Annotated in this window: 16 protein-coding genes; 11 read left to right on the top strand and 5 right to left on the bottom strand. The window is 62.3% G+C overall.

What is annotated here, in order from left to right:
- Nucleotide 1: 1 nt before the first annotated feature.
- Nucleotides 2-1,234 (bottom strand): 3-methyl-2-oxobutanoate dehydrogenase (2-methylpropanoyl-transferring) subunit alpha, encoded by a 1,233-nt coding sequence (locus J7573_RS12670; protein ID WP_294335241.1) that lies wholly within the window; start codon nucleotides 1,232-1,234, stop codon nucleotides 2-4.
- A 197-nt stretch (nucleotides 1,235-1,431) separates the two neighbouring features.
- On the opposite strand from J7573_RS12670, the gene bkdR reads away from it, so the two are divergent.
- From bkdR to J7573_RS12655, 3 genes are all read left to right on the top strand, one after another.
- Nucleotides 1,432-1,917: a Bkd operon transcriptional regulator BkdR gene (bkdR, locus tag J7573_RS12665; protein WP_008098689.1), complete on the top strand. Its 486-nt coding sequence runs from the start codon at nucleotides 1,432-1,434 to the stop codon at nucleotides 1,915-1,917.
- A 294-nt stretch (nucleotides 1,918-2,211) separates the two neighbouring features.
- Nucleotides 2,212-3,453 carry a glutamine synthetase family protein gene (locus tag J7573_RS12660; RefSeq protein ID WP_294335354.1) on the top strand — a complete coding sequence of 414 codons (1,242 nt, stop codon included), beginning with the start codon at nucleotides 2,212-2,214 and terminating at the stop codon, nucleotides 3,451-3,453.
- 130 nt (nucleotides 3,454-3,583) lie between these two features.
- Nucleotides 3,584-4,927: an MFS transporter gene (locus J7573_RS12655; RefSeq protein WP_294335230.1), complete on the top strand. Its 1,344-nt coding sequence runs from the start codon at nucleotides 3,584-3,586 to the stop codon at nucleotides 4,925-4,927.
- Between the two features lie 167 nt (nucleotides 4,928-5,094).
- Here the strand turns inward: J7573_RS12655 and J7573_RS12650 are convergent, their stop codons facing one another.
- From J7573_RS12650 to flgA, 4 genes are all read right to left on the bottom strand, one after another.
- Nucleotides 5,095-5,838 carry a flagellar brake protein gene (locus J7573_RS12650; protein WP_294335227.1) on the bottom strand — a complete coding sequence of 248 codons (744 nt, stop codon included), beginning with the start codon at nucleotides 5,836-5,838 and terminating at the stop codon, nucleotides 5,095-5,097.
- An 80-nt stretch (nucleotides 5,839-5,918) separates the two neighbouring features.
- Complete coding sequence (locus J7573_RS12645; protein ID WP_294335225.1) at nucleotides 5,919-6,386, bottom strand: flagellar protein FlgN; 468 nt, start codon at nucleotides 6,384-6,386, stop codon at nucleotides 5,919-5,921.
- 50 nt (nucleotides 6,387-6,436) lie between these two features.
- Entirely contained in the window at nucleotides 6,437-6,751 is a 315-nt protein-coding gene (gene flgM / locus J7573_RS12640; RefSeq protein ID WP_254484235.1) for a flagellar biosynthesis anti-sigma factor FlgM, read from the bottom strand.
- A 150-nt stretch (nucleotides 6,752-6,901) separates the two neighbouring features.
- A complete protein-coding gene (gene flgA / locus J7573_RS12635; protein WP_294335219.1) occupies nucleotides 6,902-7,654 on the bottom strand; it encodes a flagellar basal body P-ring formation chaperone FlgA in 753 nt (250 codons plus the stop codon).
- A 78-nt stretch (nucleotides 7,655-7,732) separates the two neighbouring features.
- Here flgA and J7573_RS12630 point away from each other — a divergent pair, with 78 nt between their 5' ends.
- The 8 genes from J7573_RS12630 to flgF all read left to right on the top strand — a co-directional run bounded on the left by J7573_RS12630 (nucleotide 7,733) and on the right by flgF (nucleotide 14,061).
- A complete protein-coding gene (locus J7573_RS12630) occupies nucleotides 7,733-8,662 on the top strand; it encodes a chemotaxis protein CheV (protein ID WP_294335218.1) in 930 nt (309 codons plus the stop codon).
- A gap of 51 nt (nucleotides 8,663-8,713) precedes the next feature.
- A complete protein-coding gene (cheR, locus tag J7573_RS12625; RefSeq protein ID WP_294335216.1) occupies nucleotides 8,714-9,541 on the top strand; it encodes a protein-glutamate O-methyltransferase CheR in 828 nt (275 codons plus the stop codon).
- 370 nt (nucleotides 9,542-9,911) lie between these two features.
- The gene (gene flgB / locus J7573_RS12620; RefSeq protein WP_054886324.1) at nucleotides 9,912-10,319 is read left to right on the top strand and encodes a flagellar basal body rod protein FlgB; all 408 of its coding nucleotides are present in this window, start codon (nucleotides 9,912-9,914) and stop codon (nucleotides 10,317-10,319) included.
- 3 nt (nucleotides 10,320-10,322) lie between these two features.
- Nucleotides 10,323-10,766 (top strand): flagellar basal body rod protein FlgC, encoded by a 444-nt coding sequence (gene flgC / locus J7573_RS12615; protein ID WP_027921143.1) that lies wholly within the window; start codon nucleotides 10,323-10,325, stop codon nucleotides 10,764-10,766.
- 15 nt (nucleotides 10,767-10,781) lie between these two features.
- Nucleotides 10,782-11,489, top strand: a complete 708-nt coding sequence (flgD, locus tag J7573_RS12610) for a flagellar hook assembly protein FlgD (protein ID WP_294335210.1) — start codon at nucleotides 10,782-10,784, stop codon at nucleotides 11,487-11,489.
- 27 nt (nucleotides 11,490-11,516) lie between these two features.
- Entirely contained in the window at nucleotides 11,517-12,869 is a 1,353-nt protein-coding gene (gene flgE, locus J7573_RS12605) for a flagellar hook protein FlgE (RefSeq protein ID WP_294335208.1), read from the top strand.
- A 72-nt stretch (nucleotides 12,870-12,941) separates the two neighbouring features.
- The gene (locus J7573_RS12600; protein ID WP_294335207.1) at nucleotides 12,942-13,127 is read left to right on the top strand and encodes a hypothetical protein; all 186 of its coding nucleotides are present in this window, start codon (nucleotides 12,942-12,944) and stop codon (nucleotides 13,125-13,127) included.
- Nucleotides 13,128-13,320: 193 nt separating this feature from the next.
- Nucleotides 13,321-14,061 (top strand): flagellar basal-body rod protein FlgF, encoded by a 741-nt coding sequence (gene flgF, locus J7573_RS12595; RefSeq protein WP_294335205.1) that lies wholly within the window; start codon nucleotides 13,321-13,323, stop codon nucleotides 14,059-14,061.
- Nucleotide 14,062 lies beyond the last annotated feature (1 nt).

Below are 14,062 nucleotides of genomic sequence, written 5' to 3'. Positions count from 1 at the left end.
GTCAGACCCCCAGTTCCTGGCGCTGACGGCGCAGGTGGTCAGGCATTTCCTTGTACACGTCCTCGAACATCGAGGCCGCGCTCGGGATGTGGCCGTTGGCCAGGGTGCCGTACTGTTCCGCTTCCTTCTGCGCGGCGATGACCGCGGCTTCGAACTCGGCGGTGGTGGCCTGGTGTTCTTCTTCGGACCAATGGCCGATCTTGATCAGGTGCTGCTTCAGGCGGGCGATCGGGTCGCCCAGCGGGAAGTGGCTCCAGTCATCGGCCGGGCGGTACTTGGACGGGTCGTCAGAGGTCGAGTGCGGGCCGGCGCGGTAGGTGACCCACTCGATCAGCGACGGGCCAAGACCACGGCGGGCACGTTCGGCGGCCCAGCGCGAGGCGGCATACACGGCGACGAAGTCGTTGCCGTCGACCCGCAGCGAGGCGATGCCGCAACCCACGCCACGGCCGGCGAAGGTGGTCTGCTCACCGCCGGCGATGGCCTGGAAGGTGGAGATCGCCCACTGGTTGTTGACCACGTTGAGGATTACCGGGGCGCGGTAGACGTGGGCGAAGGTGAGGGCGGTGTGGAAGTCCGACTCGGCGGTGGCACCGTCACCGATCCAGGCCGAGGCGATCTTGGTATCGCCCTTGATCGCCGAGGCCATGGCCCAGCCGACCGCCTGCACGAACTGGGTCGCCAGGTTGCCGCTGATGGTGAAGAAACCGGCTTCGCGCACCGAGTACATGATCGGCAACTGGCGGCCCTTGAGCGGGTCGCGCTCGTTGGACAGCAACTGGCAGATCATCTCCACCAGCGACACGTCGCGGGCCATCAGGATGCTCTGCTGGCGATAGGTGGGGAAGCACATGTCGGTGCGGTTGAGCGCCAGCGCCTGGGCGCTGCCGATGGCTTCCTCGCCCAGGCTCTGCATGTAGAAGGACATCTTCTTCTGGCGCTGGGCAACCACCATGCGGCTGTCGAAGATGCGCGTCTTGAGCATCGCGCGCATGCCTTGGCGGAGGATCTGCGGGTCGATGTCCTCGGCCCATGGGCCTTGGGCGTTGCCTTGCTCGTCGAGCACGCGGACCAGGCTGTAGGACAGGTCGGCGGTGTCGGCAGCGTCGACATCGATCGGGGGTTTACGGATTTGCCCTGCGTCGTTCAGGCGCAGGTAGGAGAAATCGGTCTGGCAGCCTGGCCGGCCGGTGGGCTCGGGCACATGCAAACGCAGGGGGGCGTACTCGTTCATGCTTTTTACGCTCGCTCGGATGTTGTTTTTGTGAGCTCTGAAGCGGCCGCCGCTGAGTACCGGCTTGTGACTGGTAGGTCAGCGTCTTCTACATCTTAGTGGGAGGGCAGGAGAATTTTTCTCTCAAGTTGGTTGCCTTTGTCTGGCGGGGGAGATAAACATTCCGGATAAACATAAAAAACCGGTGAATTTGTCTCATGCGCAAGCTCGATCGTACCGATATCGGCATTCTCAACAGCCTCCAGGACAACGCCCGCATCACCAACGCGGAACTTGCGCGGTCGGTGAACCTGTCGCCGACGCCCTGTTTCAACCGGGTCAAGGCCATGGAGGAGCTGGGCGTGATCCGCCAGCAGGTGACCTTGCTGTCGCCAGAGGTGCTGGGGCTGGACGTGAATGTGTTCATCCATGTCAGCCTGGAAAAGCAGGTCGAGCAGGCGTTGCACCGCTTCGAGGAAGAGATCGCCGAGCGGCCCGAGGTGATGGAGTGCTACCTGATGACCGGCGACCCGGATTACCTGTTGCGGGTGCTGTTGCCGAGCATCCAGGCGCTGGAGCGGTTTCTCGATTACCTGACGCGGTTGCCGGGGGTGGCGAACATCCGCTCCAGCTTCGCCCTCAAGCAGGTGCGCTACAAGACGGCGTTGCCGTTGCCCGCCAATGGCATGACCTTGCGGGAATAGTTTTCACCTGTGCCGGCCTCTTCGCGGGCTCGCCCGCTCCCACAGGGATCACACAATGCCTGAGGCTCGTGCTGTCCTGTGGGAGCGGGCGAGCCCGCGAAGAGGCCGGCACAGGCAACACAGAGGGTGCTTGATATTTTAAACACCCCAAGCCTATGTTGTTGTCAGCCTATAACAACAAGGACAAGCGTCATGACCACCGCCGCCCACCGCTCGCCTGCCGAGCTCCTCCAGGGCATCGACCAGATCGAATGCGTCACCCCCGACCTCAACGGCGTTCCCCGCGGCAAGGTGATGACCGCAGAGGGCTTCCTCGAAGGCCGCCGCCTGCAGATGGCCCGAGGCGTACTGTTGCAATGCATCATGGGCGGCTACCCGCCGGCGCGTTTCTACGGCAGCGACGACGGCGACCTGGCGCTGGTGGCGGAACCTGCGCAGATCCACCGCCTGCCGTGGAGCGAGGAGGGCCTGGCGCTGGCGATCTGTGATGCCAACGAGCTCGATGGCCGGCCTTCCGCGCTGTCCACGCGCGGGCAGCTCAAGGCGGTGATCGCCCGCTACGCCGCCCTTGGCCTGGCACCGGTGGTGGCGACCGAGCTGGAGTTCTTCGTCTTCGCGCCCAACACCGACCCGCAGCAACCCTTCCTGCCACCCGTTGGCAAGGATGGCCGCCGCGAGCTTGGCCATTCGGCGTTCAGTGTCAGTTCCAACAACGGCCTGCGCCCGTTCTTCCAGGAGGTCTACCAGTGCATGGCGGCCCTGGGCCTGCCACGCGACACCTTCATGCACGAAATGGGCGTGAGCCAGTTCGAGATCAATCTGTTGCACGGTGACCCGCTGCTGCTGGCCGACCAGACTTTCCTGTTCAAGCACCTGCTCAAGGAGGTGGCGCTCAAGCACGGCCTGAGCGTGGTATGCATGGCCAAGCCATTGGCGCACACCCCGGGCAGCTCCATGCACATTCACCAGAGCGTGGTGGAAACCGCCAGTGGGCGTAACGTGTTCAGCGACGAGCAGGGCCAGCCGACCGATGCCTTCTACCACTTCATCGGCGGCCAGCAGGCGTGCATGGCCGACTTCACCGCGCTGTTCGCGCCCAACGTCAACTCCTACCAGCGGCTGTGCCATCCGTACGCTTCGCCGAACAATGCCTGCTGGTCCGAGGACAATCGCGCTGCCGGCCTGCGCATCCCGGCCAGTGCGCCGGTGGCGCGGCGGGTCGAGAACCGCCTGCCGGGCGCCGACGCCAACCCCTACCTGGCTATTGCTGCCAGCCTGGCCGCCGGTCTGCACGGCATCGAGCAGCGCCTGCAGCCAACCGCGGCGATCCAGGGCGAGTTCGAGGTGCCGGAACACCTGAGCCTGCCGTGCACCCTGCATGCGGCCCTCGATCGCCTCAAGCGCAGCACCCTGGCGCGGGAGCTGTTCGGCAGCGAGTTCATCGACGGCTACCTTGCCAGCAAGACCCTGGAACTGACGGATTTCTTCAACGAGATCACCCCGTGGGAGCGTCGTGTGCTGGCCGCACAGGCCTGATCGCGACACAACCGCTACTGGACGCGCCCCTGTCCGGCTATTTGTCTGGCAGGGGACTGCGCCGCGGCCAATTTGCTTTTATGCTTGCCAGCAAGCCAACGCCACCTGACCAGGGAGTTCGACGGGACGTATGCGGAACATCTGGAAGCCCTTTCAGTCGTTGTATTTCGCCGCCTTGATGATGTTGATCGGCTCGGGCCTGCTCAGTACCTATCTGGCCCTGCGCCTGGCGGCCGATCATGTCGACAGCCTGTGGGTCGGTGCATTGATGGCCGCCAACTATTTCGGCCTGGCCGTGGGTGGCAAGGTCGGTCACCGGCTGATCGGCCGGGTTGGGCATATTCGTGCCTATGCCACCTGTGCCGGTATCGTCGGCGCAGCGGTGCTGGGCCATGGTTTGACCAGCTGGCTGCCGGTGTGGGTCGGGCTGCGGATGATCGTCGGCCTGGGCATGATGTGCCAATACATGGTCATCGAGAGCTGGCTCAACGAGCAGGCCGAGGCCAAGCACCGCGGTGCGGTGTTCAGCGGCTACATGATCGCCTCTTATCTTGGCCTGGTGCTCGGCCAGCTGATCCTGGTGGTGCACCCGCAGCTGGGCCCGGAACTGCTGATGCTGGTGGCCATGTGCTTTGCCCTGTGCCTGGTGCCGGTGGCGATGACCCGGCGCATCCACCCGGCGCCCCTGCGCCCGGCGCCGATGGAGCCGAAGTTCTTCATCAAGCGGGTGCCGCAGTCACTCAGCACGGTGCTGGGTTCTGGCTTGATCGTCGGTTCGTTCTACGGCCTGGCGCCACTGTATGCCTCCAGCCAGGGCATGACCACCGAGCAGATCGGTCTGTTCATGGGCTGCTGCATCTTTGCCGGGCTGCTGGTGCAGTGGCCGCTGGGCTGGTTGTCCGACCGCTATGACCGGGCGGTGCTGATCCGCAGCGTCGCGGTGGGCCTGGCGCTGGCTTCGGCGCCGTTGGCGTTCCTGCCGAGCGTGCCGCTGGAGGCGCTGTTCGGCATCGGCTTCGTGATTTCGCTGCTGCAGTTCTGCCTGTACCCGCTGGCAGTGGCGTTTTCCAATGACCACGTCGAGAGCGAGCGAAGGGTGTCGCTGACCGCCATGCTGCTGGTCACCTATGGCGTGGGTGCCTGTATCGGGCCATTGGCGGCGGGGGTGCTGATGAAGGTATTGGGGGCGCAGATGCTCTATGCATTCTTTGCATTCTTTGCTTTGGTGCTGGTGTGGCGCATCCGGCCGAAGGCGGTTACCGGCCTGCACCAGGTGCAGGACGCGCCGTTGGGGCACGTGGCGATGCCGGCAGCTGGTTCGCCGTTGTCGGCGGCGCTCGACCCGCGGGTGGATGAGCAGACCGTGCAGGAAGTGATGCAGGCGCCGGTGGCGGCTGAGGATACCGAGGATGACCAGAAGTCTGAACCGGTTGCCGAGGCTCAGGCGCAGGATGAGGTCAGCAAGTCAGTCTGAACCTGTGCTGGCCTCTTCGCGGGTAAACCCGCTCCCACAGGTACTGCACAGATTCTGACACCATAGATAACCCTGTGGGAGCGGGTTTACCCGCGAAGAGGCCGGTCCTGCAAACACACAAGCAAAAACGCCACCCGATGGGTGGCGTTTTAGTTTGTGCAGTCGACTCAGTAGTCGTCCTTGTCGAACCGCCGCGCTTCACGCTGCAGCTGGTACACAAAGCTTTCGATCTTGCGCTGCGACTGGCCGCTGAGGTTGTGGAAACGCACGCCGGCGAAGGTGGTGTTGATCCGCTCTTCATAGTGCAGGTGGCGCAGCTCGACCATGGTGTCCACCAGGCCAAGCGGGTTGCTGGCCTTGAAGCGCTCGTACACCTGGCCCAGTTGCAGCCGGTCCTCGACGTTACCTTCGAAGCGCAGCTTGCAGCCGGTGGCAGAGATGTCCAGCAGCTTGCCGCGCAGGGCACCATTACCCTTGAGGTAGCTGCCGTCGAGAATGATGTCGACCAGTTGCGACAACTTCAGCGCGGCGCGGAAGGCATTGCGGCGCTGGTGGTAGGTCATTTCTTCGGGCATCGCGCCACGGTAGCAGCGGTGGCCGTCGACTTCGCTGATCTTCAGTTCGTGATTGCATTCCCAGGCGATGCGCACGCCGTCGTGGAAGCCTTCGACGCGGAACGGTTCGCCGTTCTCGATGAATTTTTCGCCGTCGCGCGGGATCATTTCGTCCAGCGCCAGGGTGTTGCTGTCACGGTCCACGTGTACCACGTAGCTCTGGAACCGCTGGCTGCGCTCATGGAAGGTGATGATCAGCGGATCATGGCTCTCTTGTAGCTGGCGCAGGTTGGCCGCGATCTCCAAGGGCGTGTTCAGCACCTTCGGCGGTTGCGGGGCATCGGCTTCATTGAACACGGGTTTTCAATCTCCAGGCAAAAACGACACACGCAAGTAACGGCATTTTGCCAGTATGTTCCGTGCCTTGATAGAAGTAATCACACTTGGCTGAGCGCCCGGGGCTTGGCAAGTGGTGAAGTGGTGCCACGGCTGTCATAGAGCGACGGTGCTTCGCCGCCCTGGAGGATTCTGATCTGGTTGGCCGTAACGTGTTGTTGTACCTGGATGATCCGGCCATTGGTCTCGTTGACCTTCTGGCAGTCATTCATCAACTGGTTCAGCACATCCAGCTGCTGCAGGATCAGCTCGCCGTTGTCCGACTGCGCCGCCAATGCCTGCACCCCGGCGCGGTTGGCGCTCAGGCCAAGGCTGGTAAGCAGGGTGTTGCGGCGCATGCCTTGCTGCTCGAGCAGGACGATCAGCGACTGCTTGCGGGCCAGGATGCCCTCCAGCGGCGCCATGTCGCGACTGTGCAGGGCTACCGACTCCTGCTGGAGCAGGTCGAGCAGTTCCTGGGTCGGGGCGATGTCGTCTTCGATCAGTTGCAGCAAAGTGATGTCGTGCATGGCTAACTCTTGGCTTTACATAGCGTCCGTGAAGTCAGCGCGCCGAACGGTCAGCGCTGGGCTTCGAAATCGAGCAGTTTGCTGGCGACCCGGCCGGCATCGACCTGGTAGCTGCCGTCTGCGATCGCCTGCTTCAACTGGGCCACGCGGGCACTGTTGACGACGGGCTGGTCGCGCAGCTTGTCGCTGACCTTTTGCAACTGCTGGGCCTCTTGGCTGAGGTGTACCGCTTCTCCGCTGGCGCTGGCGCTTTTCGGCGCTTCTTGGGTTTCGCCGGTTTTCTCGGCGTTACCGGACGTGGCGTTGCCACGAACGCCGCCCGTGATGGACGGAGAGTTATTCAAACGACTGAAGTCGATGACCATGATCAGAAACCTCTGGGTATTTGGACGCTTGCCTTGTTTTCGGCCAACCCGAAAGAAACTTTAGGCACAAATGCTTAGCCGCCTGTCAGCAAGCTCGCGAACCCGTTTCCGCACAGTTTAGGAAAAGCAGTTGCACACCGCCAGCGTAATCTACATGGCGACCTCGACCTGGCCGGGGCCGGTGACCCGGGCTTTCACCACCCGCTGCGAATTGAGGTTGCGCACGCGGATCTGTTCGCCCTGGCCACCCTTGGCCAAGGCTTCGCCAGGCATGCGCACGCTCAAGGGGCCGCTGCGCGCGGTGATCACCACATGGTCGCCCTTGCTTACCACTTCGGCTTGCTCCAGGTGCTGCGCCGTCAGCACCTGGTCGAGCACCGTCGGTCGCACCATCTTCATGCCCACTGCCTGGTCGAGGTCGGTGAGGAAGCCCTGGGTCAGCGTGCCGACGTCGCGCTCGCGCAGGGCCACGTCATTTTCGCCGATCACGTTGTCGCGCTTGAGCGGCCGGGTCACCACCACCACGTCGCGGAACAGCTTCACCGTCGCCGGCACGAAAATGGTCCAGGGCGCGCTGCCATCGCAGCGAACCTTGACGGTCACCCGGCCCAGCGGTTGCGCCGGGCTTTCCAGCGAGGCGTCCAGTTGCTGGCTGCACAGCGGCATGCGCAGGCGCGGATCGAGCGGGTTGACCTGGATTTCGTAGCGTCCGGGCGTCTGGGTGGTGGCCAGGTAGTCCTCGACGCTGAATTCAAGAAACCCTTGGGTGACACCGATAAGCTGTTCAGGCAAGGTAACCGCGTCCGCCAGCGTGCGAACGCCAGGTGCCAGCAGGCACAGCATGGCGAGCGTGCTGCTCAGCAGGTGCGTCAGTCGTCGGAAATTTGTCGTTTTCATGTACATGGCGCTCAAAAAAGCAAAGCCCGTGCCGACTTGGTGACCACGTAGCACCAAAAAGGCAGAACGCATAAGGAGTCAGGCATGGCGGGGGTAATGGATTCAGTCAACCAGCGCACGCAGCTGGTCGGGCAGAATCGCCTGGAGTTGCTGCTGTTCCGTCTGAACGGAGCGCAGCTTTACGGCATCAACGTGTTCAAGGTTCGCGAAGTGCTGCAGTGCCCGGAGCTGACCGTGCTGCCCAAGTCGCACCCGGTGGTGCGAGGCGTGGCCAACATTCGCGGGGCGACCATCCCGATCCTCGACCTGTCGATGGCGACCGGCCTGCCGGGGTTGCAGGAAGACACGCGCAACAGCTTCGTGATCATCACCGAGTACAACACCAAGACCCAGGGCTTCCTGGTGCACTCGGTCGAGCGCATCGTCAACATGAACTGGGAAGAGATTCATCCGCCACCCAAGGGCACGGGTCGCGACCACTATCTGACCGCCGTCACCCGGGTCGACAACCGCATGGTCGAGATCATCGACGTGGAGAAGGTGCTGGCCGAAGTGGCGCCGTCGTCCGAGTCGGTGTCTGCCGGTGTGGTCGATGCCGAGGTGCAGGACAAGGCCACGCTGCTGCGGGTGCTGACCGTCGACGATTCGTCGGTGGCACGCAAGCAGGTCAGCCGCTGCCTGCAGACGGTGGGTGTGGAGGTGGTGGCGCTCAACGATGGCCGACAGGCCCTGGACTACCTGCGCAAGCTGGTCGATGAGGGCAAGAAGCCGGAAGAAGAGTTCCTGATGATGATCTCCGACATTGAAATGCCGGAAATGGACGGCTATACGCTTACTGCAGAGATCCGCAGCGACCCACGTATGCAAAAATTGCACATCTGCCTGCATACTTCGTTGTCCGGAGTGTTCAACCAGGCGATGGTCAAGAAGGTCGGGGCTGATGATTTCCTGGCCAAGTTCAAACCGGACGACCTGGCCCAGCGCGTGGTCGACCGGATCAAGGCAACGCATTGAAGCAGCCGGGGGCATGCTCCCGGCACCAGTGATTGAAAAGAGGCGGCAGTAGTGTCTACGGGTAATTTGGAGTTCGAACAGTTCAGGGTCTTCCTGGAGAAAGCCTGTGGCATCCTGCTGGGCGAGAATAAGCAGTACCTGGTTTCCAGCCGTCTCAACAAGCTGATGGAGCAGCAGGGCATCAAGAGCCTGGGCGAACTGGTGCAGCGCATCCAGACCCAGCCGCGGGGCGGTTTGCGCGAGCAGGTGGTGGATGCGATGACCACCAACGAAACCCTGTGGTTTCGCGATACCTACCCGTTCGAAGTGCTGAAGAACAAGGTCATTCCCGAGTTCGTCAGGAACAACCCCGGGCAGCGCCTGCGCATGTGGTCGGCGGCCTGCTCGTCGGGTCAGGAGCCTTACTCGATCTCGATGGCCATCGACGAGTTCGAGCGCAGCAACCTGGGCCAGTTGAAAATGGGGGCGCAGATCGTTGCCACCGACCTGTCCGGCTCGATGCTGACCAACTGCAAGACCGGAGAGTACGACAGCCTGGCGATTGCCCGTGGCCTGTCCCAGGAGCGTCTGCAGCGTTACTTCGACACCAAGGCGCCGGGGCGCTGGGCGGTCAAGCCGGCCATCCGCAGTCGCGTCGAGTTCCGTTCGTTCAACCTGCTCGACAGCTATGCGAGCCTGGGCAAGTTCGACATCGTGTTCTGCCGCAATGTGCTGATCTACTTCTCGGCGCAGGTGAAGAAGGACATCCTGATGCGTATCCACAGCACCCTGAAGCCTGGGGGCTACCTGTTCCTCGGCGCCTCGGAAGCGCTGAACGGGTTGCCGGACCACTACCAGATGGTCCAGTGCAGCCCGGGGATCATCTACCAGGCGAAGTAAGCGAGAGGGCCGGCAACGCAAGTTGCCGGCCTTTTTATTTGCCTGTACCGGCCTCTTCGCGGGTAAACCCGCTCCCACAGTTACTGCACAGCTTTTGAAGGCGGTGCGCACCCTGTGGGAGCGGGTTTACCCGCGAAGAGGCCAGGACAGGCAGAAGAGAAATGACGTCAATTTTTTGTTTTGCCGCTTTTGCCGCCCGGCAATTGCCGCTTTCGTTTCGCCAGGCGGAAGCACTTTGCCGCTTTTCTGGCATCGCGCCATCAATCGTCAGTGCTACACCCCAGCATTTCCGGGCTTTCGGAAATGTGGCACAGCCCTTGCTATACCTTGCTCAACGAAATTCCGGCCAACCTTCGAAGGTTTTCCCGACATGAGCATCAGTTTCGACAAGGCGCTTGGCATTCACGAAAAGGCACTGGGCTTCCGCGCCCAGCGCGCCGAAGTGCTGGCCAACAACATCGCCAACGCCGACACGCCCAACTACAAGGCGCGTGACATGGACTTCTCTTCGGTGCTTGCCGCCGAGAGCCAGAAGCAGCAAAGCGGCCGCTTCGCCATGGATCGCACCAACAGCCGCCACATCGAGGCCGAAGGCCTGGCGATGGCTGACGACACCCTGCAATACCGCGTGCCGACCCAGCCGTCGATCGACCAGAACACCGTGGACGCCCAGATCGAGCAATCGAACTACACGGAGAACGCCATCGGCTTCCAGGCCAGCTTCACCTTGCTCAACAGTAAATTCAAAGGGCTGGTTTCGGCCCTGCGCGGAGAGTAATCCATGTCTCTTTCCAGTGTTTTCAACATTGCCGGCAGTGGCATGAGCGCGCAGAACACCCGCCTCAACACCGTTGCCTCGAACATCGCCAACGCCGAGACCGTGTCGTCGAGCATCGACCAGACCTACCGTGCGCGCCATCCGGTGTTCGCCACCACCTTCCAGAACGCGCAAAGCGGCGTCAGCCAGTCGCTGTTCGAGGACCAGGGTGAAGCGGGGCAGGGTGTGCAGGTCAAAGGCATCGTCGAAGACCAGAGCAATCTGGAGGCGCGCTACGAGCCGAATCATCCGGCGGCGAACAAGGACGGCTACGTCTACTACCCGAACGTCAACGTGGTCGAGGAGATGGCTGACATGATCTCCGCCAGCCGTGCGTTCCAGACCAACGCCGAGCTGATGAACACCGCCAAGAACATGATGCAGAAAGTACTGACCCTGGGTCAGTGATAAGGAATCCAGATCATGGCAGTCGATAGCACCAGCGGTGTGAACCTCAACGACGTCATCGCGGCGTCCGGTGTCACTTCCAGCACCAAGAAAACCTCCACGACCAGCTCCGCGACCGGTGGCCAGACCCTGGGCAAGGATGCGTTCCTGCAGTTGCTGGTCACCCAGATGCAGAACCAGAACCCGCTGGATCCGCAGGACAACAGCGAGTTCGTCGCCCAGTTGGCGCAGTTCAGCAGCCTCGAAGGCATCACTTCGCTGAACGAGTCGGTCAGCGCCATCACCAGCGCCATGGCCTCGTCGCAAGCGCTGCAGGCATCTTCGCTGGTGGGTCGTTCGGTGATCGTGCAGAACGACAAGGCGATCGTCGATACCGCAGACAGCTTCAATGCGCAGTTCGTGGTGCCTCAGTCCATCAGCGAGGCGAAGGTCACCATCACCGACAAGGATGGCAATACCGTCAAGACCATCGAGCTGGGTGAGCAGAAAGCCGGTTATGCCGACTTCATCTGGGATGGCACCAACAACAAGGGCGAGAAGGTCGACCCGGGTACCTATACCTTCACTGCCACCACCACCGTGGACGGCAAGTCGGTGCAGATGAACACCCTGCTACCGGCCAAGGTCACCAGTGTCAGCTTCAACACCACGGGCGAGATGGTGCTCAACCTCGCCGGGGTCGGCAAGGTTTCCCTGTCCGACGTACAAACCATCGGTATCTAAGGCCAGAACGGCGCAAGGAGCTACAGCATGTCTTTCAATATCGGCCTTAGCGGTCTGTACGCAGCCAACAAGCAACTGGACGTTACCGGCAACAACATTGCCAACGTTAACACCACCGGTTTCAAGTCGTCGCGTGCCGAGTTCGCCGACGTCTACGCCGGTGCCAACCGTCTGGGCGTGGGCAAGAACCAGGTCGGCAACGGTGTGCGCCTGGCGGCGATCTCCCAGCAGTTCAGCCAGGGTGACGTCAACAACACCGGCAACGTGCTGGACATGGGTATCCAGGGCCAGGGCTTCTTCGTCCTCTCTGACAACGGCGCGCGCGTGTACACTCGTGCCGGTGCCTTCCAGAACAGCAAGGACAACTATGTGGTCACCTCGGACGGCCTGCGTCTGCAGGGCTATGCCGCTGACGCGAACGGCAACATCCAGCGCGGCGTGCTGACCGACCTGAAGATCGATACCTCGTCGCTCGCACCGAAGGCCACCACCCTGATCGACCAGGGCATCAACCTGAACTCCGAAGCGACCATCATCCCGCTGCCAAGCGCCACGCCTGCCGGCCCGGCGTTCGACCCGGCGGATGACACCACCTACACCAAGTCCTTCCCGACCAAGGTGTACGACAGCCAGGGCAACGAGCACACCATGGAGCAGTTCTACCGCAAGACCGGTACGAACCAGTGGACCATGTATACCCTGATCGATGGGCGCAATCCGATGGATCCGACTTCCACTGCGCCGCTGGAAGCGTCCATGACATTCAATTCCGACGGTAGCGTGGCGTCCATGGCCACCGACCCGGCCACTATCCCGGCAGGTGCCCCGGCAGGTGCCCAGTGGGATGTGACCAACAACACCTTCACCCTCAAGGGCTGGATCCCGGCCGCCAAGGATGCATCGGGCAACTGGGCCTCCAACGGTTCGGCGGAAAACACCGCCGGCATGCGTCTGTCGATGAACAGCACCACTTCGTACAACACCGAGACCGCGCGTATGTCGCAGTCCCAGGACGGCTATGCCACCGGTATCCTGTCGAGCCTGTCGATCGACTCCACCGGCGTGATGTTCGCCAGCTTCAGCAACCAGCAGTCTCGCGCCATCGGCCAGGTGGCCCTGGCCAGCTTTGCCAACGAGCAGGGGCTGCAGCAGATTGGTGGTACGCGCTGGACCGAGACCTACTCGTCGGGCATTCCGGGCATCGACTCGCCGAAAACCGGCACCCTGGGTAGCGTCGAATCCAACGCGCTGGAGGCCTCGAACGTCAACCTGACCCAGGAGCTGGTCGAGCTGATCAAGGCGCAGAGCAACTACCAGGCGAACGCCAAGACCATCTCCACCGAAAGCACCATCATGCAGACCATCATCCAGATGACCTGATGGTCGCTGGTTGAGCATGCGTGGACTGACCCCTTTCCTGTAAAGGGGTCAGTCGTATTTGCAGGAGGGATCATGAAAAGGCTGGTTGTCACGTTGGTCGCCGCGTTCTGCCTGTACCAGGCCCAGGCTGGCACCGCGCCCTGGTGGCGCTGGGAGAGCCAGGTGGATGGCCGGCTGGTGTGTTCGCAATGGCCGCCGGGGGAGGGCTGGAAGAAATTCGCCGGCCCCTTCACCAATGGCGGTTGCCGCGAACCGTGATGAGGCCGGTACAGGATTGCCGCCATCGGCAACCCGGCGCCGGATAACCGGCGGCATCCCAATCGCAAAACCCCGAAAAAAGCCCGTATTCACGGGCTTTTTCATGAATTCAAAAAGTTGGTTCGGAACTTGCTTTAGAGCCTGCACAGCAACGGCGAGCGGCAAACGATCGTCAGTGCAGCGGAGGATGACTGTGGACAAGATGCTTTACGTGGCCATGACCGGCGCCAGCCAGAACGCGCTGGCGCAGAAGGCCCACGCCAACAACCTGGCGAACGTTTCCACCAACGGTTTCCAGCGCGACCTGGAGCAGGCGCGCTCGATGCCGGTGTTCGGTGACAGCTTTCCGTCGCGGGCGTTTGCCATGACCGAACGCCCGGCTACCGACTTCAGCGAAGGGCCGATGGTCGAGACCGGGCGTGACCTGGACGTGGCCGTGTCCGGGCAGGGCTTCATCGCCGTACAGGCGCCGGATGGCAGCGAAGCTTACGTGCGCACCGGCAGCCTGAACATCGACGCCCTCGGCGTGCTGCGTGCCGGCAACGGCATGCCGGTGATCGGCAACGGCGGCCCGATCGCCATTCCGCCAGAACAGAAAGTTGAAGTCGGTGCCGACGGCACCATCAGCATCCGCTCGATGGGTGAAGACCCGCGAGTGATGGCAGAGGTCGACCGTATCAAGCTGGTCAACCCGGACATCAAGAGCATGACCAAAGGCCTGGACGGGCTGATCCACACCCAGAATGGCAAACCGGCTGCCGCCGACGTCAATGTGCGGGTGGTATCGGGCTTCCTCGAAGGCAGCAACGTCAATGCCGTGGAAGAAATGACTTCGGTGCTGGCGTTGTCCCGTCAGTTCGAACTGCACGTAAAAATGATGAACGCGGCCAAGGAAGGCGATGAAGCCATGGCGCGTGTTTTGCAAATCGGCTAAC

Source organism: Pseudomonas sp., from assembly GCF_017744435.1.
GTDB lineage: Bacteria > Pseudomonadota > Gammaproteobacteria > Pseudomonadales > Pseudomonadaceae > Aquipseudomonas.
This window is presented reverse-complemented; position numbering and strand designations above follow the sequence as displayed.

Excerpts from the sequence above, each read along its gene's own strand:
- J7573_RS12670 (WP_294335241.1), bottom strand. The coding sequence starts at position 1,234 with ATGAACGAGTACGCCCCCCTGCGTTTGCATGTGCCCGAGCCCACCGGC.
- bkdR (WP_008098689.1), top strand. The coding sequence starts at position 1,432 with ATGCGCAAGCTCGATCGTACCGATATCGGCATTCTCAACAGCCTCCAG.
- J7573_RS12660 (WP_294335354.1), top strand. The coding sequence starts at position 2,212 with ATGACCGCAGAGGGCTTCCTCGAAGGCCGCCGCCTGCAGATGGCCCGA.
- J7573_RS12655 (WP_294335230.1), top strand. The coding sequence starts at position 3,584 with ATGCGGAACATCTGGAAGCCCTTTCAGTCGTTGTATTTCGCCGCCTTG.
- J7573_RS12645 (WP_294335225.1), bottom strand. The coding sequence starts at position 6,386 with ATGCACGACATCACTTTGCTGCAACTGATCGAAGACGACATCGCCCCG.
- flgM (WP_254484235.1), bottom strand. The coding sequence starts at position 6,751 with ATGGTCATCGACTTCAGTCGTTTGAATAACTCTCCGTCCATCACGGGC.
- flgA (WP_294335219.1), bottom strand. The coding sequence starts at position 7,654 with ATGTACATGAAAACGACAAATTTCCGACGACTGACGCACCTGCTGAGC.
- J7573_RS12630 (WP_294335218.1), top strand. The coding sequence starts at position 7,733 with ATGGCGGGGGTAATGGATTCAGTCAACCAGCGCACGCAGCTGGTCGGG.
- flgB (WP_054886324.1), top strand. The coding sequence starts at position 9,912 with ATGAGCATCAGTTTCGACAAGGCGCTTGGCATTCACGAAAAGGCACTG.
- flgC (WP_027921143.1), top strand. The coding sequence starts at position 10,323 with ATGTCTCTTTCCAGTGTTTTCAACATTGCCGGCAGTGGCATGAGCGCG.
- flgD (WP_294335210.1), top strand. The coding sequence starts at position 10,782 with ATGGCAGTCGATAGCACCAGCGGTGTGAACCTCAACGACGTCATCGCG.
- flgE (WP_294335208.1), top strand. The coding sequence starts at position 11,517 with ATGTCTTTCAATATCGGCCTTAGCGGTCTGTACGCAGCCAACAAGCAA.
- J7573_RS12600 (WP_294335207.1), top strand. The coding sequence starts at position 12,942 with ATGAAAAGGCTGGTTGTCACGTTGGTCGCCGCGTTCTGCCTGTACCAG.